This is a genomic window from Paeniglutamicibacter psychrophenolicus, assembly GCF_017876575.1.
GTDB lineage: Bacteria > Actinomycetota > Actinomycetes > Actinomycetales > Micrococcaceae > Paeniglutamicibacter > Paeniglutamicibacter psychrophenolicus.
This window is the reverse complement of sequence record NZ_JAGIOE010000001.1, coordinates 1,752,718-1,773,991: the sequence shown is the minus strand read 5'-3', so window position 1 is coordinate 1,773,991 and position 21,274 is coordinate 1,752,718. Positions and strand designations below refer to the sequence as shown.

General features: G+C 64.4%; 22 protein-coding genes. 8 read left to right on the top strand and 14 right to left on the bottom strand.

The window, feature by feature from the left end; translation table 11 throughout:
• Positions 1-69: 69 nt before the first annotated feature.
• On the bottom strand, positions 70-237 hold the full coding sequence (locus tag JOF46_RS07895) for a hypothetical protein (protein WP_209906824.1): 168 nt from the start codon (positions 235-237) through the stop codon (positions 70-72).
• A gap of 152 nt (positions 238-389) precedes the next feature.
• Here JOF46_RS07895 and JOF46_RS07890 point away from each other — a divergent pair, with 152 nt between their 5' ends.
• Positions 390-1,037, top strand: a complete 648-nt coding sequence (locus tag JOF46_RS07890) for a DnaJ family domain-containing protein (RefSeq protein ID WP_209906823.1) — start codon at positions 390-392, stop codon at positions 1,035-1,037.
• A 68-nt stretch (positions 1,038-1,105) separates the two neighbouring features.
• Here the strand turns inward: JOF46_RS07890 and JOF46_RS07885 are convergent, their stop codons facing one another.
• The 10 genes from JOF46_RS07885 to JOF46_RS07840 all read right to left on the bottom strand — a co-directional run bounded on the left by JOF46_RS07885 (position 1,106) and on the right by JOF46_RS07840 (position 8,451).
• Positions 1,106-1,294 (bottom strand): hypothetical protein, encoded by a 189-nt coding sequence (locus tag JOF46_RS07885; RefSeq protein ID WP_209906822.1) that lies wholly within the window; start codon positions 1,292-1,294, stop codon positions 1,106-1,108.
• A gap of 96 nt (positions 1,295-1,390) precedes the next feature.
• A complete protein-coding gene (rpsN, locus tag JOF46_RS07880; RefSeq protein WP_071212672.1) occupies positions 1,391-1,696 on the bottom strand; it encodes a 30S ribosomal protein S14 in 306 nt (101 codons plus the stop codon).
• Between the two features lie 2 nt (positions 1,697-1,698).
• Positions 1,699-1,866: a 50S ribosomal protein L33 gene (gene rpmG / locus JOF46_RS07875; RefSeq protein ID WP_007270730.1), complete on the bottom strand. Its 168-nt coding sequence runs from the start codon at positions 1,864-1,866 to the stop codon at positions 1,699-1,701.
• Entirely contained in the window at positions 1,866-2,102 is a 237-nt protein-coding gene (rpmB, locus tag JOF46_RS07870; RefSeq protein ID WP_071212671.1) for a 50S ribosomal protein L28, read from the bottom strand. The genes rpmG and rpmB overlap by 1 nt, the downstream gene beginning before the upstream one ends.
• 409 nt (positions 2,103-2,511) lie before the next feature.
• Complete coding sequence (locus JOF46_RS07865; protein WP_209906821.1) at positions 2,512-2,985, bottom strand: MarR family winged helix-turn-helix transcriptional regulator; 474 nt, start codon at positions 2,983-2,985, stop codon at positions 2,512-2,514.
• Between the two features lie 106 nt (positions 2,986-3,091).
• Positions 3,092-3,889: an ABC transporter permease gene (locus tag JOF46_RS07860; protein WP_113761636.1), complete on the bottom strand. Its 798-nt coding sequence runs from the start codon at positions 3,887-3,889 to the stop codon at positions 3,092-3,094.
• Positions 3,890-3,900: 11 nt separating this feature from the next.
• A complete protein-coding gene (locus tag JOF46_RS07855; protein ID WP_209906820.1) occupies positions 3,901-4,845 on the bottom strand; it encodes an ABC transporter permease in 945 nt (314 codons plus the stop codon).
• The gene (locus JOF46_RS07850) at positions 4,842-5,996 is read right to left on the bottom strand and encodes an ABC transporter ATP-binding protein (protein WP_245348049.1); all 1,155 of its coding nucleotides are present in this window, start codon (positions 5,994-5,996) and stop codon (positions 4,842-4,844) included. The genes JOF46_RS07855 and JOF46_RS07850 overlap by 4 nt, the downstream gene beginning before the upstream one ends.
• 2 nt (positions 5,997-5,998) lie before the next feature.
• Entirely contained in the window at positions 5,999-7,216 is a 1,218-nt protein-coding gene (locus tag JOF46_RS07845; RefSeq protein ID WP_209906819.1) for an ABC transporter substrate-binding protein, read from the bottom strand.
• Entirely contained in the window at positions 7,216-8,451 is a 1,236-nt protein-coding gene (locus JOF46_RS07840; RefSeq protein WP_209906818.1) for a polyamine ABC transporter substrate-binding protein, read from the bottom strand. Before JOF46_RS07840 ends, JOF46_RS07845 begins: the two co-directional genes overlap by 1 nt.
• Positions 8,452-8,771: 320 nt before the next feature.
• On the opposite strand from JOF46_RS07840, the gene JOF46_RS07835 reads away from it, so the two are divergent.
• Positions 8,772-9,209, top strand: a complete 438-nt coding sequence (locus JOF46_RS07835; protein ID WP_071213195.1) for an Lrp/AsnC family transcriptional regulator — start codon at positions 8,772-8,774, stop codon at positions 9,207-9,209.
• A complete protein-coding gene (locus tag JOF46_RS07830; protein ID WP_209906817.1) occupies positions 9,206-10,621 on the top strand; it encodes an aspartate aminotransferase family protein in 1,416 nt (471 codons plus the stop codon). Before JOF46_RS07835 ends, JOF46_RS07830 begins: the two co-directional genes overlap by 4 nt.
• A gap of 111 nt (positions 10,622-10,732) precedes the next feature.
• Here JOF46_RS07830 and JOF46_RS07825 read toward each other — a convergent pair whose 3' ends face one another.
• On the bottom strand, positions 10,733-12,463 hold the full coding sequence (locus JOF46_RS07825; protein WP_209906816.1) for an MDR family MFS transporter: 1,731 nt from the start codon (positions 12,461-12,463) through the stop codon (positions 10,733-10,735).
• Between the two features lie 209 nt (positions 12,464-12,672).
• Here JOF46_RS07825 and JOF46_RS07820 point away from each other — a divergent pair, with 209 nt between their 5' ends.
• Entirely contained in the window at positions 12,673-12,936 is a 264-nt protein-coding gene (locus JOF46_RS07820; RefSeq protein WP_209906815.1) for a hypothetical protein, read from the top strand.
• Here JOF46_RS07820 and JOF46_RS07815 read toward each other — a convergent pair.
• Entirely contained in the window at positions 12,933-13,340 is a 408-nt protein-coding gene (locus JOF46_RS07815; protein WP_209906814.1) for a DoxX family membrane protein, read from the bottom strand. The two genes, JOF46_RS07820 and JOF46_RS07815, sit on opposite strands and share 4 nt — an antisense overlap.
• A 96-nt stretch (positions 13,341-13,436) precedes the next feature.
• On the opposite strand from JOF46_RS07815, the gene JOF46_RS07810 reads away from it, so the two are divergent.
• From JOF46_RS07810 to JOF46_RS07800, 3 genes are all read left to right on the top strand, one after another.
• The gene (locus JOF46_RS07810; protein WP_209906813.1) at positions 13,437-14,108 is read left to right on the top strand and encodes a helix-turn-helix transcriptional regulator; all 672 of its coding nucleotides are present in this window, start codon (positions 13,437-13,439) and stop codon (positions 14,106-14,108) included.
• Between the two features lie 196 nt (positions 14,109-14,304).
• The gene (locus JOF46_RS07805; protein WP_209906812.1) at positions 14,305-16,254 is read left to right on the top strand and encodes an acyl-CoA dehydrogenase family protein; all 1,950 of its coding nucleotides are present in this window, start codon (positions 14,305-14,307) and stop codon (positions 16,252-16,254) included.
• A 240-nt stretch (positions 16,255-16,494) separates the two neighbouring features.
• A complete protein-coding gene (locus JOF46_RS07800; RefSeq protein ID WP_209906811.1) occupies positions 16,495-17,781 on the top strand; it encodes a dicarboxylate/amino acid:cation symporter in 1,287 nt (428 codons plus the stop codon).
• A 213-nt stretch (positions 17,782-17,994) separates the two neighbouring features.
• Here JOF46_RS07800 and JOF46_RS07795 read toward each other — a convergent pair whose 3' ends face one another.
• Entirely contained in the window at positions 17,995-19,644 is a 1,650-nt protein-coding gene (locus tag JOF46_RS07795) for a PucR family transcriptional regulator (protein ID WP_209906810.1), read from the bottom strand.
• A 115-nt stretch (positions 19,645-19,759) separates the two neighbouring features.
• Between JOF46_RS07795 and JOF46_RS07790 the strand changes: the two genes are divergently transcribed.
• A complete protein-coding gene (locus JOF46_RS07790) occupies positions 19,760-21,253 on the top strand; it encodes a CoA-acylating methylmalonate-semialdehyde dehydrogenase (RefSeq protein WP_209906809.1) in 1,494 nt (497 codons plus the stop codon).
• Positions 21,254-21,274 lie beyond the last annotated feature (21 nt).

Below are 21,274 nucleotides of genomic sequence, written 5' to 3'. Positions count from 1 at the left end.
GATGAGGGAGGTCGCCCTGCCAGTTCTCCCCCCGGCATTCGGTGGCTCATGCCCCTGCCGGTCGTTGCCTCAGCGCTCCTGGAAGCCGCCCTTGGCTTGGTTGCGGCAGAGAAGATAGCCAATGCCCGATGACAACGCGGCAGCTGCACTGAGAAACCCCCACAGCGGGTCGATGCCCAGGGCAATGGCGGCGGTCAGCAGGAACAGAACGGTTGAGGTGCCAAAAAGTGCCTTCATGCGACACATCCTACCGAGCGAATAAAATCAGGGCTTGGGTCGGACGACACGTTGTGGGCCCATCCCCCGGGAACCACCATTGCCCGCCTGTTGATGCTGGACCAGCGCGTTGTTAAGGTTAAGGAAACATCCCGGAAGGGTGGTCCCAGCACATGTCCCGACGCAATCTCGATGAAGACCGTGAAGCCGCATTGCGTTCGGCCCGCTACCGGTTGGCTCGCGAAGCTGCGGAGGAGCAGCTCCCAATCGATGAGTATGCCGAAAGGACCGGGCGGACGCTGGGCGATGGGTCCGAGCCGGCAGCCGAGGTCCGCAGCTTCCACGCCGACGACGAGGTCTGGGAAGTCGCCAACAGCGCCCTTGACGCAGCGTTCGCCCGGGGCGACTTCGACAACCTCGCCTATGCGGGCAAGCCGATACCCGGCCTTGGGTCCACCGCGGATCCCGATTGGTGGATCAAGGGGATGATGAAGCGTGAACACATCAGCGGTGTCGGTCCCCCGGCGTTGCTGCTGCGCAAGGAAGACGAAGAACTGGAAGAGACCTTGGACCGGATGGCGGATCCCGCCGCGGTGCGTGCATTGCTGGAAGATTTCAACGCCCGGATCATCGAGGCCCGCCGCCAGCTGCTGGGCGGTCCACCGGTGATCACCGCGCTGCGTGATGTCGGGGACGAAGTCGCCGCGTGGCGGGAACGCCGCACCGCCCGTGCGGTGGCTGCGGCACCCGCAGAGCAGGCACGGCAGGAACATCGTCCCGGGTGGTTCGGGCGCTTGTTCGGCTCGGCACGAAAGCGGTAACCGACCGTGGGCCACTCAGGCCGTCGGCGGCGTCACCCGCCCTGCCCCGGTGCGGGCGACGGACACATTCAGCGGCGGTAGAGGCCTCTGCCCTGATCGATGTTGCGTCGGGCTTCGCGCAGGGCGCGAGCCGTCTCGGGATCCGTCCGCAGAATGTCGCCTGCTCGCTTGTCCAGGGTCCTGCGCATTCCGATTCCGACGGACAACAGACACAGCACGAGAATCCCCGCGACGATCAAGATCGATGGCATGTCCATACTGCGAGCCTACTCTCGTTCCGGATCGGGAAAGCGCTGGTTAAATGGCCGAAGGCCCCAACCGAATCGGTTGGGGCCTTCGACTGCTTCTGGAATTTACCAGGAAGACTTGGTGATGCCCGGAAGCTCGCCACGGTGTGCCATGTCGCGGAAGCGAACACGGGAGATACCGAACTTCTGGAGGGTGCCGCGCGGGCGGCCGTCAATGGAATCGCGGTTACGAACGCGTACCGGCGAAGCATTGCGGGGCAGCTTCTGCAGGCCCAAGCGGGCCTCTTCACGTGCCTCATCGGTTGCGTTCGGATCAACCAAGGTCTTCTTGAGGGCTGCACGCTTTTCGGCGTAACGCTCAACAATGACCTTGCGCTGCTCGTTCTTAGCAATCATAGACTTCTTGGCCATGTTTAGCGCTCCTCTCGGAATTCGACGTGCTTGCGGACTACCGGGTCGTACTTCTTCAGAACCATGCGGTCTGGGTTGTTACGACGGTTCTTGCGGGTCACGTAGGTGAACCCGGTACCGGCGGTCGACTTGAGCTTAATGATCGGACGTACGTCCTTATCCTTAGCCACTAGAGCTTCACACCCTTTGCAAGCAGGTCGGCTACAACGGCATCAATGCCGCGGACGTCAATGCGCTTGATGCCCTTGACCGAAAGGGTCAGGGTCACGTTGCGACGCAGGGACGGAACCCAGTAGCGCTTCTTTTGGATATTCGGGTCGAACCGACGCTTGTTGCGGCGGTGCGAGTGGGAGATGCTGTGTCCGAAGTTCGGAACCGCACCAGTCACCTGGCATACAGCTGCCATGATCACTCCTCAGTTGTAGTAAATATTGGCGGTACTCGTTTTACAGATACAGCGGAAACTGCTGCCTCTGAATCTGCGTATAAGAGTCCCGCCACCAGTTGTGACACCGTTATTACTGCAGAAGGTAACCAGGCTGGGTGAGAACCAACCGAAGAGCCTTTTTTAGCGTGAAAGACGGTGAACCTCATGGCCAATGAGTACTTTTCCCTACTCGGCTGACCATGATATTCGGTTTTACGGGCAACCGTGCAAACCCGTTTGGGCATGCACGACTTAACGCCTCACCATTCTAGGCGATTAACACATCGGCAGCCAAATCGACAACAGGTCTTTTCGTGTCCCCGGCATGCGATCTGCCTCACGTCCGAATCAAGGGCGCCGAGGCGGGACCACCGGGCCCGAGGCGTTCCTAGCGCAGAATCCAGTGCTCGGGGTCCAGCCGACCCACGAGCTTCTGGCCGATGCGTGCCAGCTCGGCCACGTCGCGGTCGTCCAAACCCTGGAAAATCAGCTTCCGCACCGAACCAACGTGTTCGGGGGCAAGGGACTCGACCTTGTTCCATCCATCGTCCGTGAGCCTGGCGATGGTCACGCGGGCATCCTCCGGAGACCTGGACCGTTCAACCCATCCCCGGCTTTCGAGCTTCTTGACCACGTGCGATAGCCGCGAGAGCGAGGCACTGGTCCGGGAAGCCAGTTCGCTCATCGGCAGGATCCGTTCGGTGGCCTCCGACAGCATGGCGAGCACGTTGTAGTCGAAAAGGGTGATCTTGGCCTGGACCTGCAACTCGCTGTCGAGTGCGGCGGGCAGCAACGTCGTGACGGACACCAGGGCCAGCCAAGCGTCTCTTTCAACGGGGCTTAGCCACTTAGGTTCGCTCATGGGCACTATCCTTGCATAGCTCATGCCCGCTTCCGGATTCCGCGCTCCGGTGTGCCCGTTCACCGTTGGTGAAGGGCACACCGCGCGGCACGGCCCCGCCGCTTTCCTAGCGGGCGGCCAGGGCCTTGCGTCGGCGGTAGGCAATGACCTGCGAGGTGACCACGACCACCAGTGCCAGGATGAACATTGCCGACCCGATCACGTTGGCCTGCGCGGGGATGCCGCGGGTAGCCGAGACGTAGATGAACTTCGGGAAGGTCGAGAAGTTTCCGGAGTTGAAGTTCGTGATGATGAAGTCGTCGAAACTCATCGCGAAGGACAGCAGTGCCGCGGCCACGATCCCCGGAAGCAGCAGGGGGAAGGTGACCTTCCAGAACGTGAGGAACGGGCTGGCGTACAAGTCCGATGCCGCCTCTTCCAACCTGGGATCCAGCGAGGACACGCGCGCCCTGACCGTAACCACCACGAACGACATGCAGAAGATCACGTGGGAAATCACGATGGTGCTGAAGCCAAGCTCCCATCCCAGGTTCAGGAACTGGGCCAGCAGCGAGGCACCGAGCACGACCTCCGGGGTGGCCAGCGGCAGGATGATCAACAGGTCCGCGGTGTTGCGGAACTTGAACTTGTAGCGCACCAGGCCCAGGGCCACGCAGGTGCCCAGCACCGTGGCGAAGATCGTGGCGACCAACCCGATCTGCAGCGAGTTGACCAGCGACTCGCACACATTCGGTGCCCCGCAGGGATTCTTCCAGTTCTCGAGCGTGAATCCGCGCCACTCGAGGTTGGTGCGTCCGGCATCATTGAACGAAAACACGAAGATGTACGCAATCGGTACCAAGAGATAGATGAAGGCCAGGCCTCCGGCGACCGGGATGAACCAGCGCCCAAATTTTTGTCGCATTCCAAGCCTTCCTAGAACAGTTCCTTGGTGCCAAAGCGTTTGATGTAGATCATGACCAAGGCAAGGATCAGGATCATCAGGATGAAGCTCAGTGCCGAGGCGCCGGGGTAGTCGACCACCTTGAAGAAGCGCGAATCAATGATCTGCCCGATCATGGCCGTGTCCCGGTTGTTGCCCAGCAGTGCCGCGTTGACATAGTCGCCGGCCGCGGGAATGAACGTGAGCAGCGTGCCGGCAAAGACACCGGGCATCGACAGCGGCAGTGTCACCTTGAAGAAGGTGGTCAGCGGGCTGGCATACAGGTCCCCCGAGGCCTCCAGCAGGTTGGTGTCCAGGCGGTCGAGGTTGGCGTAGATCGGCAGCATCATGAACGGCAGGAAGTTGTAGGTCAGCCCGCACACCACGGCGAAGGCCGTGGCGGTGAGGTGTCCATCCGCTGGAAGGATCGCAATGGCCCGCAGCACCGTGACCACCGGGCCCTCGTCGGAGAGGATCTGCTTCCAGGCCTGGGTGCGCAGGATGAAGCTGGAGAAGAACGGTGCAATCAGCAGCACCAGCAAGATCCCCTGCATCAGCTGGCGCCCGCGCAGCCGCACCGCCACCAGGTAGGCCATGGGGTAGCCGATGAGCAGGGCCGCGACCGTGGCGATCAGGGCGAAGAAGAACGAGCGCAGGAAGACGTCCCAGTAGGCGCCGATGACGGTGACGTAGTTGCCGAACTCCAGTGCCGGGACGAACTCGCCGATTTCGGCCCCCGGGGGCTTGGCGTACAGCGACATGCTCAAGAGGACCAGCACCGGGGCAGCGAAAAACAGTGCCAAGACGGCCATGCCGGGAATGATCAGGTACAGCCCGACCCTTCCCTTGCGCCGCTCGGCGGCAAGTTCCTCCTCGCTGCGCAGGTCCAGGGTTGCCGGCTTTTTCTTGTTCCGGGGGCGGGATCCGGTGGTGGTCATATCGCGTCCCTCCCTGCGGTTGCCTCTTCGGCCCCGTCAAGTCCGAAGGAGAATTCCGGTTCCCAGGTCATGCGCACGGTGTCCCCGCGCTGTGCCGGTGGTTGGCCCATGTTCTGCGAGAATGTCCCGATGGTTCCGATGCCCTGGACCTCCACCAGGTACTCGGTGCTGACCCCGGTGAAGGAGGCGTCCAGCACCGTGCCGGTGAGCATGTTGGCCGTGGGCGAGTAGTCGTCGGGCAGGTTCAGCACCCGCATCTTTTCCGGGCGCACTCCCACCACGGCGGCACCGCTGTGGGCCACCGACCGGTCCTTGGGCATGACCAGTCGGTGCCCGGCCGCGTTCACGGCGACGGCGTCGCCGAGGTCCTCGGTCACCGTTCCATGCATGAGGTTGGACTTGCCCAGGAAGTTGGCCACGAAGGCGGTCTTGGGCAGTTCGTACAGGTCGCGCGGGGCACCCATCTGCTCGATCTTGCCCTTGTTCATGACCGCGACGGTGTCGGCCATGGTCATGGCCTCTTCCTGGTCGTGGGTCACGTGGATGAAGGTCAGGCCGACCTCGGTCTGGATGGATTTGAGCTCCACCTGCATCTGCCGGCGCAGCTTCATGTCCAGGGCGCCGAGCGGCTCGTCGAGCAGCAGGACCGCGGGGCGGTTGACCAGGGCCCGTGCCAGGGCCACGCGCTGCTGCTGCCCGCCGGAGAGCTGGACCGGCTTGCGCGACGCGAGGTGTTCGAGCTCCACCATTTCCAGTGCGGCCTTGGCCCGGGACACCGAGTCCTTGACCCCCTTGCGCTTGAGCCCGAAGGCCACGTTGTCCAGCACGCTCATGTGCGGGAAGAGCGCGTAGGACTGGAAAACGGTGTTGACCTGGCGCTGGTACGAGGCGAGCTTGGTGACGTCCTGCCCGCCGATGCTGATGGTCCCGCTGGTGGGTTGTTCAAGGCCTGCGATCATCCGCAACGTGGTGGTCTTGCCGCAGCCCGAGGGGCCCAGGAGTGCGAAGAAAGTGCCGCTGGGCACCGTCAGGGTCAGGTCGTCAACCGCGGTGAAGTCGGCAAACCGCTTGGTGACGTTGCCCAGGTGAAGGTCCGCCCCGGAGGATGTCATGGGCTGGGCCTTTCCCTTCAGGGAAGTCGTGGTTGTCATTGTCAGGCACCAATCACTTGCTGGAACATGTTCTGGAACTGGGTTTCTTCCTCCACGCTCATCGCGCGCTCGGTGGAGGAAAGGGACAGGAATTCCTCGGTCGGGAAGATCAGCGGGTTGTCCACGAGTTCCGGGTCGATCTTTTCCATGGCCTCACGTGCGCCGACCACGGGGCAGACGTAGTTCACGTAGGCCGCCACCTCGGCTGCGACGTCCGGGTCGTAGTAGAAGTCCATGAGCTTCTCGGCGTTGGTCTTGTGCGTGGCACCGATCGGGACCATGAAGTTGTCGCTCCAGATCAGGCCCTTGGCCTCGGGCATCACGAATTCCCATTTGTCGCCCTCTTCGAAGTTCAACTGGGTGATGTCCCCGGAGTAGACCAGCCCGGCGATCGCATCCCCGGAAATGAAATCCTGCTTGTAGGAGTTGCCCTTCACCTGGCGGATCTGGCCGTTGGCGATGTTCTTTTCCAGCACGTCCAGCGAGTTCCCGTATTCGTTCTCTCCCCAGTCGCCCTGGATGTCCACGCCGTCGTCGAGCAACAGCATCGGCATGGTGTCGCGCATTTCGTCCAGCACCGTGACCCGGCCCTTGAGCGCCGGGTCCCACAGGTCCGAGACGTTTTTCAGGCCCTTCGGGAAGGCCTCCTTGTTCCAGGCCAGCCCGGTGAACCCTGATTGCCAGGTCAGGGACTTCGTGCGTCCGGGGTCGAAGCGGACATCGCGCAGTTCCGGCAGCAGGTTCTTGATGTTGGGGATGTTGGCGTGGTCGAGTTCCTGGACGTAGCCCTGGCGGATCAGCCGCTCGGACATCCAGTCGCTGGGGGTGATGATGTCCTGCCCGATGTCCTTGCCGGCAGCCAGCTGGGCCTGGATCTTGCCGTAGTAGGTGTCGTTGGAGTCGATGTCCTCCGCGTACTTGGCGGTGATGCCGCTTTCCTTCATGAACCGTTCGAGGGTCGGATACTTCTTGGTCTTGTCGTCGTAGTCCAGGTACAACGTCCAGTTGGCCCAGTTGACGAGCTTTTGCTCGCCGGACACATCGACTGCGGCGCTGGGGCCGGCGGAGGACTTGGGACCGGAGGTCCCGCAGGCTGCCAGCAGGCCGGCCAATGCCAGCCCGCCGGCACCGGCCAACACGCCCCTGCGTGAAGCCTGGGCTTCCGCAATCCCGCGCGCGATGCGTCGACGGGAAGAGAACTGATGGTCGTGGCGGGACATTAGGCTCCGATCGCGGTTTGGAACTGGCTGTTGAAGTTGGTTTCTTCCTCGGCGCTCAGTGACCTGAAGACGTGCGCCTTGGCCAGGTCGGATTCGGACGGGAAGATCAGCGGATTGTTCATCAGTTCCGGGTCGATCTTTTCCATGGCTTCCTTGGCACCCTCGACCGGGGAAATGAAGTTCACGTAGGCGGCCACCTGGGCGGCGACCTCCGGTTCGTAGTAGTAGTCCATGAGCTTCTCGGCGTTGGCCTTGCGTGGGGAGGCGACAGGGACCATGAGGTTGTCGCTCCACAGGGTTCCGCCCGCATCGGGAAGCACGAACTCCCACTGGTTGTCGTTCTCGAAGTTCATCTGGGTGATATCCCCGCTCCAGACGATTCCGGCGATGGCGTCACCCGAGATGAAGTCCTCCTTGTAGGAGTTGCCCTTCACCTGGCGGATCTGGCCGTTGGCGATTTGCTTGGAGAGCACATCGGTGGCCGCGGCGAATTCGGTGTCTCCCCATTTGTCGGAGATTTCCACGCCGTTGTCGAGCAGCAACAGGCCCATGGTGTCGCGCATTTCATCGAGCACCGTGATCCGGCCCTTGAGATCCGGGTTCCACAGGTCGGAGACGTTGCGCAGTCCCTTGGGGTACTTGGCCTTGTTGTACGCGATGCCCGCGTAGCCGCTTTGCCAGGTCAGCGAGTTCTTCCGGCCCGGATCGAAGTCAACGTCTTTCAAGGTTGGCAGCAGGTTCTTCATGTTCGGGATATTGGCGTGGTCCAGTTCCTGGGTGAAGCCCTGGCGGATGACCCGGCCGGTCATCCAGTCGGTCAGCGTCATGATGTCCTGGCCGATGTCCTGGCCCGCGGAGAGCTGCGCCTGGACCTTGCCGTAGTAGGAATCGTTGCCGTCGATGTCCTCGGCGTAATGCGTCTTGATCCCGGTGCGCTTGGTGAATTCCTCGAGCGTTGGATATTTCTTGGCCTTGTCGTCGTAGTCCAGGTACAGGGTCCAGTTGGCCCAGAAGACGTTCTTGTCGCTTTCGGACATGTCCGTTACGGCCGCGGCGGCGCTGGTGGCGCTGCCTCCTCCGCCTCCGGTGCCGCAGGCAGCCAGGAAGGCTGCCAACCCCAGGCCTCCGGCACCTGCCAGCAGCTTGCGGCGTGACAACTGCATGCGCTGCGCCTGTCCGATCAGGGCCCGTACGGCCGGATCCCGAGGCATTTCGCGCTGGTTCTGGTTGGACATCATCTGGTTCCCCTTCAACTGGCGTTGCATCTTCCCTTGATGAACACTGGGCGATCGTGACGCTCGTCACGCCCAACTCTTGACATGGATCATGTCAGGAATTTTCCGAGCTGACAATAGTTTTCGTTGAGTTGCATTTCCAGCACCACGGAAATCTGCCGTAAAACACCCCTTCCACAACTGATTCCTTCGGGCTATGCTCATTCCCAAGTGGTGGGGCGGAAGCCACATCCGCGAGCTTGGCCACCCAATTCGTTCGATCAGGAGGTCGATAGGAAGTGACCCAATCCGCACCCAACGGCACATCCAATGGCTTCGCCATGGATGAAACGTCCAAGGCGATCATTGAGCAATTGCAGCAAGACGGGCGGCGTTCATACGCCGCCATTGGCAAGGCCGTGGGCCTCAGCGAGGCAGCCGTACGGCAGCGGGTCCAAAAACTCGTCGACAGCAAAGTCATGCAGGTAGTGGCGGTCACCGACCCGCTGCAACTTGGTTTCAAGCGCCAGGCCCTCCTGGGCATCCGATCCACCGGCGACATCATTGCCACCGCCGACAGGATCGCGGCCCTGCCCGAGGTCGACTACTGCGTTGTGGTGGCCGGACCTTCGGACATCATTGCGGAAGTCATCTGCGCCAATGATGAGGACCTGCTTCGTATCATCACAGAAATTCGATCCGTGGAGGGGGTGCGTGAAACCGAAACGTTCATGTATCTCTCGCTACGCAAACAGGAATACAACTGGGGTACCCGATGAGCATTTCCAGCACCACGACCAGCACCACCGCCAACACCACGCCCCTGGGCACCGACCGCCAGGTCGCCGCCAGGGACCACTTGTGGATGCACATGGCACGCCACTCCGTCCTGCAGGAGGGCGGCCGCGTCCCGATCATCACCCGAGGCAAGGGCCACACCCTCTGGGACGACCAGGGCAAAAGCTACATTGACGGGCTTGCCGGCCTCTTTGTCGTCAACGCGGGGCACGGCCGCGCCGAACTGGCCGAGGCCGCAGCCAAGCAGGCCGAAAAGCTTGCCTTCATGCCGCTTTGGTCCTACGCGCACGAACCGGCCATCGACCTCGCCGAGCGCCTGGCCAACTACGCACCTGGCGATTTGAACCGCGTCTTCTTCACCACCGGCGGCGGCGAAGCGGTCGAATCGGCGTTCAAGCTCGCCAAGCAGTACTTCAAGCTGCAGGGCAAGCCCGGCAAGTACAAGGTGATTTCCCGGGCGCTCGCCTACCACGGCACCCCGCAGGGTGCCCTGGCCATCACCTCCCTGCCAGGCATGAAGACACCCTTCGAGCCGTTGGTGCCGGGCACCTTCCGGGTCCCGAACACCAACTTCTACCGCGCGCCGGAACAGTTCGCGGACAACGAGAAAGACTTCGGATTCTGGGCCGCCGAGCGCATCCGCGAGGCCATCGAGTTCGAGGGCGCCGATTCGGTCGCCGCGGTCTTCCTGGAACCGGTGCAGAACTCCGGCGGCTGCTTCCCGCCACCCCCGGGCTACTTCCAGCGGGTGCGCGAAATCTGCGACGAGTACGACGTGCTGCTGGTCTCGGACGAGGTCATCTGCGCCTTCGGCCGCATCGGCTCGATGTTCGCCTGCGACGACTTCGGCTACGTCCCGGACATCATCACCTGCGCCAAGGGCATCACCAGCGGCTACTCGCCGCTGGGTGCCATGATCGCCTCCGAGAGGCTCTTCGAACCCTTCAAGCACGGGGACACCACGTTCTACCACGGCTATACCTTCGGTGGACACCCGGTGTCGACCGCGGTGGCCATGGCAAACCTGGACATCTTCGAGCGCGAGGGCCTGAACCAGAGGGTCAAGGACAACGCCCCGATCTTCAAATCCACGCTGGAGAAGCTCAAGGACCTGCCGATCGTCGGGGACGTGCGCGGGGCGGGCTACTTCTACGGCATCGAGCTGGTCAAGGACAAGAAGACCAAGGAGACGTTCAACGACGACGAATCCGAGCGCCTGCTGCGCGGCTTCCTGTCCACCGCGCTCTATGACGCCGGGCTGTACTGCCGCGCCGACGACCGTGGGGACCCGGTGATCCAGCTGGCCCCGCCGCTGACCGTGGGCCCGCCGGAATTCGATGCGATGGAATCGATCCTGCGCTCGGTGCTCACCGAGGCGGAAAACCACCTCTAGGAAAACCGCGGAAACGCAACGCGGGAGGCCGGGCCGGTGAGGCAATCACCGACCCGGCCTCCCGCGCGTTGTCCGCCGGCGCCGACGGCCGATTCCATCCGTGGGCCGCGCCTACCCGTCGCCGGGGGGCGTCGCCCGGTGGCGAGGTGACGGGGTTCCCGGCACCGCACCGGGCGCGGTTCCCGAATCCGGCGCTGCCGTGGCGGCATCCCCGCTCGATGGTGTCCCGGGAACCGTTACGGTTTCAGGTTCCCCGTTTCCGGGGTAGGGCCCGGAGTCCGCAACCGGGACCGGCTTCTTGTGCCCGTCACGCTCGATGGAGGTGGCCAAGGGCTTTTCCCTCAGGAACACCAGCACGATGGCGGCGGCAATCACCAACGGCACCATGTAGAGGAACACCGGAGTCAGCGCATCGCTGTAGGCCCCGACAATGATGTGGCGAATTCCCTCGGGAAGGGACCGCACCAACTCCGGGGTGAACGAGTTGGAATCGCCCTGCGGGCCGGCACCTGCGGCCGGCATCCTTTCGGTCAGCAGGTTGCCCAGGTTCGTGACGAAAACGCTGCCGACAACGGCCGTGCCGATCGAGGCACCGATCTGCCGGAAGTAGTTGTTGGCCGCCGTGGCCATGCCCACCTGCGAGTTGGGAAAGGTGTTTTGCACGATCAACACCAGGATCTGCATCCCGAGCCCGAGCCCGACGCCCATCAGCGCGAGATAGCAACAGATGATCCACACCTGGAGGTCTGCATCCATGGTCGAGAGCAGGGCCAGCGCCCCGGCGACCACGAGCGTTCCCACCACGGGGAACCACTTGTAGCGCCCGGTCTTGCTGACGAAGGCGCCGGAACCAATGGATGTCACCAGCAGCCCGCCCATCATCGGGATCATCAGCAAACCCGCCTGGGTGGCGTTGGCCCCGGTGACCATCTGCAGGAATGTCGGCAGGTAGGCCAGCGCCCCGAACATGGCCACCCCGATGACCAGGCCGGCCAGGGTGGTCCTGATGAAGTTGGGCTCCCTGAACAACTTCATGGACATGATCGGGGCCTGGGCCCGCCGTTCCACCAGCACGAACAGCACCGCGGCAGCCAGCGTGAGGCCAATGAGGAAGAGCACCATTGCCGAATCCCACGCGTAGGTGGTCCCGCCCCAGGTGGTGGTCAGCACCAACGCCGTGGAGGCCACCGCCAGCAGCAGCATGCCGCCGACATCCACACGAGGCCGTTCCCCGGCGGCGGTCTCGGGAAGGTGGAGGAAGAACAGCGCCGCAACCAAGGCCATGATGCCCAGCGGGATGTTCATCCACAGGCACCACCGCCATGTCACTTCCTCGGTGAACCAGCCGCCCAGCAATGGACCCGCCACCGAGGACAGCGCGAAGACCCCGCCCATGATGCCCATGTACTTGCCGCGCTCGCGGGCCGGAACCACGTCGGCGATGATCGCCTGGGAGAGCACCATCAGCCCGCCGCCGCCCAGCCCCTGGATGCCGCGCCCGGCAATCAACCAAGCCATGTCCGGGGCAAAGCCACCCACTATCGATCCGAAGATGAACAGGCTGATGGCCCCCATGAAGATGCCCTTGCGGCCCACCAGGTCGCCCATCTTCCCGTAGATCGGAAGGGTGATGGTGGACGCCAGGATGTATATCGTGATGACCCACAGCATTTCGTTGACGCCGTTGAGTTCGCCGACGATCGTTGGCAGTGCGGTTGAGAAGATCGTTTGGTCCAGGGAGGCCAGCAGCATCGTCATGACCAGCCCGGCAAAGACCAGCAGGATGTTGCGGTGTTGTTTTTGTTCGTCGGTTCGTTCCGCGCGTGCCGTTGGAATCGTCATTGGAAGCATCCCGTTCGTTGCAAGAACCGTGTGCCGCCAAAGTACCGTTTCTCCGGTCGCCGCCGCACGCGTGGGGGTTGGTTCGTCTACTGCCCCGGCACGGGACTAGGGAAAATGTTGGGTTTCCCGGAGCCACACGCTTCTTGTCAGCGCAGCACGTGGGATTCCGGCCGGTTCAAGGAACATGTCTCCATGGTGGCAGGAGGACCATGTGGAAACAATGGCTTTCGGCCGCTGCACAGCAGGCCTACAGGATCGGGCTTTCGGGCCCGATCGCCTCGCACGTGTGGCCCGGCGTGCAGCGCCACCTGACCACACGCGCGTCCATGGACGGCTTGGGTGCCCGCCGCGGCACTGGGGCCGGCACACCGCCGCACAGGGAAGTGGCCGGCCAGGTGGACGAATCTTCTTCGCTCACGTGGCCAGCCACGATTTCGGTGCCGCCGCGTCCCGAGGACCGCAAGGAACCCTAAACGTCTCGCGCCAATGCCAGGCGGTTCAGGGCAAATGCGGCCACCAGCAGGCCGAAGTCACGAAGGGCAACGTCGAAGAACCCCGGCAGGATGATCAGGTTCACGATGATTCCCAGCAACCAGAGGCAAACGACCAAGGAGCCGATCTTGGGGCGAAGTGCCACGAGGATGCCGGCGATGATCTCGACGACGCCGACCGCATACATGAAGACCTGCGGGCTGACCGGGATGATGTCGGTGGCCAAGGGAGCCAGGTAATGCGTCCAGTCGGTGAGCAGGTTGGTGAACTTGTCGAGTCCAAAGACGATGGGTGCGACGGTGAAGATAGTGCGCAAAACGAAGAACGCCTGGTGATGAAGCTGGGCGCTTTTCTCAGCCGCGGTGTTCACGGTGTGGGTGGCCATGATCTCGACCCTTTCCTCTAAAGTGATGATGTCTAACTTTAGAAACATTACCCGCTCTAAGTCAACAGTTGCTAACTTTAGATTTAGACTGGAGTCATGAAGTTTCAGGCAGAGGATCAAGGGCTCAATGCCGTGGCGGCTTTGGCCGATCCGGTACGCAAGGCCGTCTATGAATTCGTGCGCACGAGTGAAGCTGCCGTGGGCCGCGACGAATGTGCTTCGGCCCTCGATCTCCCACGCAACACCGTGGCCTTCCAACTGGACAAACTTGCAGACCAAGGCCTCCTTTCCGTGGAGTTTCGGCGGCTCAACGGAAAGGGCGGGCCGGGGTCGGGGCGGCCGGCAAAGCTGTACGCGGCCACCCAGATCGACGTATCCGCAAGCATTCCGCACCGCGAATATGCGTTGGCCGCCAATATCATGGCCAGCGCCATCGAACGTGCCGGAAAACAGAACCGGCCCGTCGCACCCGTGTTGGCGGAGGTGGCACGCGAAGCCGGTCAGTCAATTGGTGCACATGCCAGCTCGCTGACGCAGGCACTGACGGACCACGGATACCGACCCGAAGTACGCGAGGACGGCTCCGTAGGCCTGCTGGACTGCCCGTTCCACCAGCTTTCGGGCAGCCACCGCGCCACCGTTTGCACCATGAACTTCGAGCTGCTTACGGCCGCGGTCGACGGCGCCAACGCGCCGTACCGCGCCTGCTTCGACCCACCCACGAATGAGCACCACTGCTGCGTACGGCTCGACCCGCACGAGAGCTAGCCGCACAGCGGGCCTGTGCGCCAACCATTTCCGTTGCGCCCGCGACCCGCTCGTGATCCCCCTGCCCCTTGGCGGTCCACGCCGCACCGCACCAAGGCCCCTATCGGCAACCGGGCACCGCGGCTAGGCTGGCATCAATACGTCAGGGCCTGTAAGTCCCCGTGTCAGGCCCTTTGTTTTGGACAAAGGAAGCGCCATGAGCATTGATGAACAGCATTTCGGTGAACGCGTCGATGAGAAGGTTGCACGCCAGGTGGCCGAAGCCGCCCGCGAGCAGAAGTGGGAGCGTCCCAGCTTCGCCAAGGGCCTGTACATGGGCGACTTCGACTGGGGCCTGATCCACCCGCATCCGCAACCCGACCCGCAGGCCGCAGCGCGCGGCACGGCATTCATGGCACGGCTGCGCGAGGCCATCAAGGACCTCGACACCGGTGCCATCGAGCGCGAGTCCCGGATCCCCGACGAGATCATCAGGGCACTGCGCGAGGTCGGCGCATTCGGCATGAAGATCCCGGTGGAATACGGCGGGCTCGGCCTGGATCTGGCCGACTACGGCCGGGCCCTGATGCTGGTGGGCACGCTGAACCCCAGCCTCGGTGCGCTGCTCTCGGCCCACCAATCCATTGGCGTTCCGGAGCCCGTGAAGATGTTCGGCACCGAGGAGCAAAAGCGGGCCTTCCTTCCCCGCTGCGCCTCCGGGTCCATCTCGGCATTCCTGCTGACCGAAAACGATGTCGGCTCGGACCCTGCACGCTTGGGCACCACGGCGACCCTTTCGGCGGACGGCACGAGCTACACCCTCAACGGGGCCAAGCTCTGGACCACCAACGGGGTGGTGGCCGAGTTGCTCGTGGTCATGGCGGCGGTCCCGCCCCACGAGCTGCCCGACGGCAGCAAGTCCCGCGGCGGAATCAGTGCCTTCGTCGTGGAGGCCGACTCCCCCGGAATCATCGTGGAGAACCGCAACGCCTTCATGGGGCTGCGCGGCATCGAAAACGGAGTGACCCGCTTCCACGACGTGGTGGTCCCGGTCGAAAACCGCCTGGGCAAGGAAGGCGCCGGGCTCAAGATCGCCCTGAGCACCCTGAACACCGGACGCCTGTCCATCCCTGCCATGTGCGCAGGAGCCGGGAAGTGGTCGCTGAAGATCGCCCGCGAATGGTCCAACGCCCGCATCCAGTGGGGCAAGCCGGTCGGGGAACACGAGGCGGTCGGCAAGAAGATCGCCTACATCGCCGCCAACACCTTTGCCCTTGAAGCGGTCTTCGAGCTCTCGGCCGCCCTCGCGGATGCCGGAATGAAGGACGTGCGCATCGAGGCGGCCCTGGCCAAGCTCTTCTCCTCCGAGGTCTCCTACAAGATCGCCGATGAGCTGCTGCAGATCCGCGGCGGGCGGGGCTACGAAACCGCTGCATCACAGCAGGCCCGAGGGGAACGATCGGTCCCCGTCGAGCAACTGCTGCGGGATTTGCGCATCAACCGGATCTTCGAGGGCTCCACCGAAATCATGCACCTGCTCATTGCCCGCGAGGCGGTAGACGCCCACCTGAAGGCCGCCGGGGACCTGGCCAACAAGGACGCGGACCTGCCGGCGAAGGCCAAGGCAGCCATGGGCGCCTCCGGCTTCTATGCCAAGTGGCTGCCGACTCTGGCGATCGGTTCCGGGCTGCTGCCCAATTCCTATTCGGAGATCGGCAGGCTGGCCAAATACTTGCGCTTCATCGAGCGGGCCTCGCGGCGCCTGGCGCGGCACACCTTCGCCGGCATGGCCACCTGGCAGGCCGGCATGGAAAGCCACCAGGCATTCCTGGGCCGGGTCGTGGACCTGGGCGCCGAGCTCTTCGCCATGGCCGCCTGCATCTCCCGGGTTGAACTCATGCGCACCCAGGACCCGGCGAACGCGGCCTCGGCCGAGCTGCTGGCCCTGGCCTTCTGCGAACAATCCGAGCACCACTGCGAAACCCTGTTCCGCGACCTGTGGGCCAACAGCGACAAGACCGACCGGAAGCTGTCCAAAAAGGTCCTTGCCGGGGATTTCACGTGGCTGGAATCCGGGATCATCGACTCCTCCGAGGGGACCGGGGAATGGATCGCCCCCTGGTCGACCGAGACGTTGCCCGATCGCCGGCGCCCCTACGGGTCCTAGCGCGGCGGCTGCCTCCCTGCGGCACGACGCGGTTCCCCCGGTGAATGCTGCCCCGGGTGCACCGTGGCGTGGCCGGCCGGCACCGGACGCTGCCCCTCCCGCCTGCGCTGCGGGCGCGAGGGGCGTGGCCCGCGGATTTCGAGTAACGGCCCGCACCGCCTACGATTACTGAGGCGTGATCTGCGCCACCACCATGTTTCGCATACCCGCGGCACTCGTTTCCGTCACCTTGAGGACCCCATGAATTTCCTGAAATCGATCCCCCTGCTCGGCTGGATTATCGTAGCCATCGTCCTGGGCATCCTGACCGGCCCGATCATGCCCGAGTGGCTCGGCGGGGCGTTCCTGACCTACAACTCGATCTTCTCCGGATTCCTCGGCTTCATCGTGCCGCTGATTATCCTGGGCCTCGTCATGCCCGCCATCGCCGAACTCGGCAAGGGTGCGGGCAAGTGGCTCGGCGCCACCGCAGGCATCGCATACGGTTCCACCATCATTGCCGGGCTGCTCGCATACTTCGTGAGCCGCTGGCTGTTCACCCCGTCGCTGGCCGGCGGCGGGCTTGAGGAGCTCGGCGACGAATCGGGCTCCGGGTTCACCCCCTACCTGACCGTGGTGAGTCGTGCCAGCGACTCGGCGACCGAAATCGTGTTGCCTCCGGTCATCGACGTAATGAGCGCACTGGTGCTCGCCTTCGTGATCGGTGTCGGCCTGACCGCTTTCCACTCCAAGGTGCTCTTCCGCGGAGCCGTCGAGTTCCGCACCATCGTCGAGTCGGTCATCCGCCGCATCATCGTTCCGGCCCTGCCGCTGTTCATCTTCGGCATCTTCATGGATCTTTCGGCCAGCGGCTCGGCGGTCACCATTGTCACCAAGTTCCTGCTCGTTGCCGTGGTTTCGTTCGCGCTGTGCCTCGTCGTGCTGCTCATCCAGTACTCGGTGGCAGGTGCCATGACGAGCCAGAACCCGCTGAAGGCGCTGTGGAACATGCGCGATGCCTACTTCACGGCCCTGGGCACGTCCTCCTCGGCCGCCACGATTCCGGTCACCCTCGAATCGACCAAGAAGAACGGCGTCTCCAACTCGGTGGCCGGCTTCGTGGTCCCGCTGTGCGCAACCATCCACCTCTCCGGCTCGATGGTCAAGATCACCTGCTTCTCCATCGCGGTGCTGCTGCTCACCGGCGGGAATGTCTCTTTCGGCGCGTACCTGCCCTTCATCATGATGCTCGGCATCATGATGATCGCCGCCCCGGGCGTTCCCGGCGGCGCGATCGCTGCGGCCGCGGGCCTGCTGGCACAAATGCTCGGCTTCGGCGAGGTCGAGGTCGGCCTCATGTTCGCCGCCTACATCGCGCTGGACAGCTTCGGCACGGCAACCAACGTGACCGGCGACGGCGCCATCGCGCTGATCATGAACAAGCTCACCCGTGGCCACCTCGGCACGCAGGCGCAGGACCCGAGGGACGAAAACGTCGAGCCGGCAGCGGGCGGCAAGGTCGAAGAGCACGCCCTGCCGAGCAACTAACACCAACCCGGCCGGCGTCCTCCAACGACGCCGGCCAGGGGCATCCCCGCTGTGGGTGATGCCAAGAAGGCCGCCCGGGCCGCCGCGCAAGTCGCGGTCCGGGCGGCCTTGCTCGTTCCACCAGGAAGGGACCACGCCGATCTTTTCCGCCACGCCAACCGGGCGGGACGGGGAACCGCACCCGGCGGTGGCCGGTGGCCGGTGGCCGGCAGGCTACTTCCCGCCCAGCCCGAGCCAGAGCAGTGCCACGTGCAGGGACGTGCGTGATTCGGCATCCTCCAGGCTGACCCCGAGCTTGTCCTCGAGCTTCTCCAGCCGCGCATAGAGCGCCGGCCGGCTCAGAAACCCGGTGCGGGCCAGCGCCGACTTGTTTCCGCCGTGCTTCAGGTACAAACCGAGCAGCTCGAGCGCGGGCTCGTCGAGCGGGTCGAGGATCCCGGCCAGTTCGGCCTCGGCGAAGGATTTCAGCCGGGCATCCTCGCGCATCAGCGCCAGCAAGCCACGCAGTCGCACGTCGGCAAAGCGGTAGAAGGGCCTGGCGCGGGTGTCGAAGGTCGCCACGGTCTCGGCGACCTGGATGGCTTCCTCCAGCCCGTGCGCGGCCTCTTTCACGCTGCGCCGCCCCCGGCCCACGCCCACCGACCAGTCAATGGCGGGCTGGCTGTGGGCCAGTTGCCGGCAGATCCGCTCCAGCAGCGGTTCCTCGAGCTGCTTGGCCCCGACGCCCAGCACCATGCCGACCTGCCCGCTTTGCAGGCTGGCGGCCAGCGCGGTGGCCCTGGTGGATTCCACCACGATGTTGATCGCATCGAGCAGGGCACGCTCGCGCAGCTGCACGCCGGTGGGCGCCTGCCCGCGCCGGACATCGAGCCTGAACACCACCGGGACGTAGTGCGGGGACTCGACCAGCCCCAGCGCCTGCGCCCGGATCAGCACCTCCTCTGCGCCCAGGGCGTGGGGCTGGCGCAGTTCATGCAGCAGCCCGGCCCGGGCCTGGTGGAGCAATTCCTTCTGGTCCCGCCCGGCCAGCCGGGCGATGGACAGGGTCTGCCCGGCGCGTTCGAGCACCATGGCCGCGTCCGCGTCGTTGCCCGGTTCCCCGGGCACCACCAGCCGTCCCCAGCGTTGGCCCTGGATCCCCACCGGTGTCTGCAGCCAGCTTTCCTCCCCCCTGCCGCGTCCGGTGGTATCCAGGTAGCCGACCCGGCGGGAGCGCTCGGGCCAGTGCGCCAGCAACCCGGCATCCGGATGCGGCCCTGGGTCGAAGCCCAGAACCAGGTGGGCCACGTCCTCCAGGACGACGGGGGCGCCGATGAGTTCCGCCGCGCGCTCCACGATCCCTTCCTCGGTGGCGTTTTGCAGGCTCAGTGCCGTGAAGACCTCGTGGATCATCCGCGAGCGCTCCAGTGCGGCGAACTGGTCCGAGACCAGCATCCGGTGCACCACCTCGGTGATCTCAACGAACCTGACCCTCCGGTGCAGCAGCACCACCGGGAAGTCGTTGCGGGCGGCCACCTGGCGCAGCGCCTCGATGGCCAGGGAACGTTCCGCGGCCGGCGAGGCAACCAGCTCGACAATGATCCCCGCCGCCCCCGCGCGGCGCACCTGGTCCAGGAAGTCGGCGACCCCGCTGCCCGTCTCCCCGAAGGTCATGCCGGTGGTCAGCACCAGCTCCCCTCCGGAGAGCAGGTCCGCCAGCTGGGGGGTCTCTGCCACGTGCACCCAGCGCACCGGGCTCCGAAGCAATGCGGAGCCTGCCAGGACCTCCGGCTCGCCGGCGGCAACGGCCGGCAATTCAAGGATCCGGGCGATGCTCAACGTCCCGGCCACGGCCGGCTGCGGGTGGGTGTTCAGGGGACTCATGAACAGAGTGTATTGCTTTTGTGTCAAGAGATTACATGTTGCCGGTGTTGCGGGTGTGTCCCGGACGACACAATGGAGGCAACAGAACCCCCGTCTTGAAAGGACACCCACCTCCGTGGAAACCCTCGCACACTGGTCCAACGGCACCACCCTCGAAGCACCGGCCGACTCGCGCCACGCCGATGTCATGAACCCAGCCACCGGCGAGGTTTCCTCCCGCGTGGCCCTGGCCAGTGCCGACACCACCGCCGAGGTCATCGCCGCCGCCCACGCAGCCTTCCCGGCCTGGCGCGACACCTCGCTGACCCGCCGCGCCAACATCCTGTTCAACTACCGCGAACTGCTCAACAAGCGCAAGGGCGAGCTCGCCGCGATCATCACCGCCGAGCACGGCAAGGTCCTGGACGACGCCATGGGCGAGATCTCCCGCGGCCAGGAAGTCGTCGAATACGCCTGCGGCATCCCGCACCTGGTCAAGGGCGGCTACACGGAGAACGCCTCCACCAAGATCGACGTCCACTCGATCCGTCAGCCCCTGGGCGTAACGGCCATCATCTCCCCCTTCAACTTCCCGGCCATGGTCCCGATGTGGTTCTTCCCCATCGCCATCGCCGCCGGCAACACCGTGGTGCTCAAGCCGTCCGAGAAGGATCCGACCGCAGCCATCTGGATGGCCGAGCTCTGGAAGGAAGCAGGACTTCCGGACGGCGTCTTCAACGTGGTCAACGGCGACAAGGAATCGGTCGACACGCTGCTGACCGACCCGCGCGTCTCCTCGGTCTCCTTCGTGGGCTCCACCCCGATTGCCCAGTACGTCTATGCCACCGGCACCGCGCACGGCAAGCGCGTCCAGGCCCTGGGCGGGGCGAAGAACCACATGCTGGTCCTCCCGGATGCGGACCTGGACCTGGCAGCCGACGCGGCAGTGAACGCCGGCTTCGGCGCCGCCGGCGAGCGCTGCATGGCCATCTCCGCGATCGTCGCCATCGACTCGATCGCCGATGAACTGGTTGCCAAGATCGCCGAGCGCACCCAGACCCTGCGCGTGGGCGACGGCACCCGCGGCTGCGACATGGGCCCGCTGGTCACCGCCGCGCACCGCGACAAGGTTGCAGGCTACATCGACGCCGGTGAGGCGGCGGGTGCCACCATGGTGCTGGACGGCCGCAAGGTGGACCCGGATTCCGACGGCGAGGGCTTCTTCCTGAACCCGACGCTCTTCGACAACGTCACCACCGACATGTCGATCTACACCGACGAGATCTTCGGCCCCGTCCTTTCCGTGCTCCGCGTCGAGTCCTTCGAAGAAGGCATCGACACCATCAACGCCAACGAGTACGGCAACGGCACCGCGATCTTCACCAACGACGGCGGCGCAGCCCGCCGCTTCGAGAACGAGATCCAGGTCGGCATGGTCGGCATCAACGTGCCGATCCCGGTGCCGATGGCCTACTACTCCTTCGGCGGCTGGAAGAACTCGCTCTTCGGCGACACCCACGCCTACGGCGCCGAGGGCATCAACTTCTTCACCCGCGGCAAGGTCGTCACCTCGCGCTGGCTCGACCCGAGCCACGGCGGCCTGAACCTCGGCTTCCCGCAGAACGCCTAAGCGTCCAGCCCAGAATCCAGA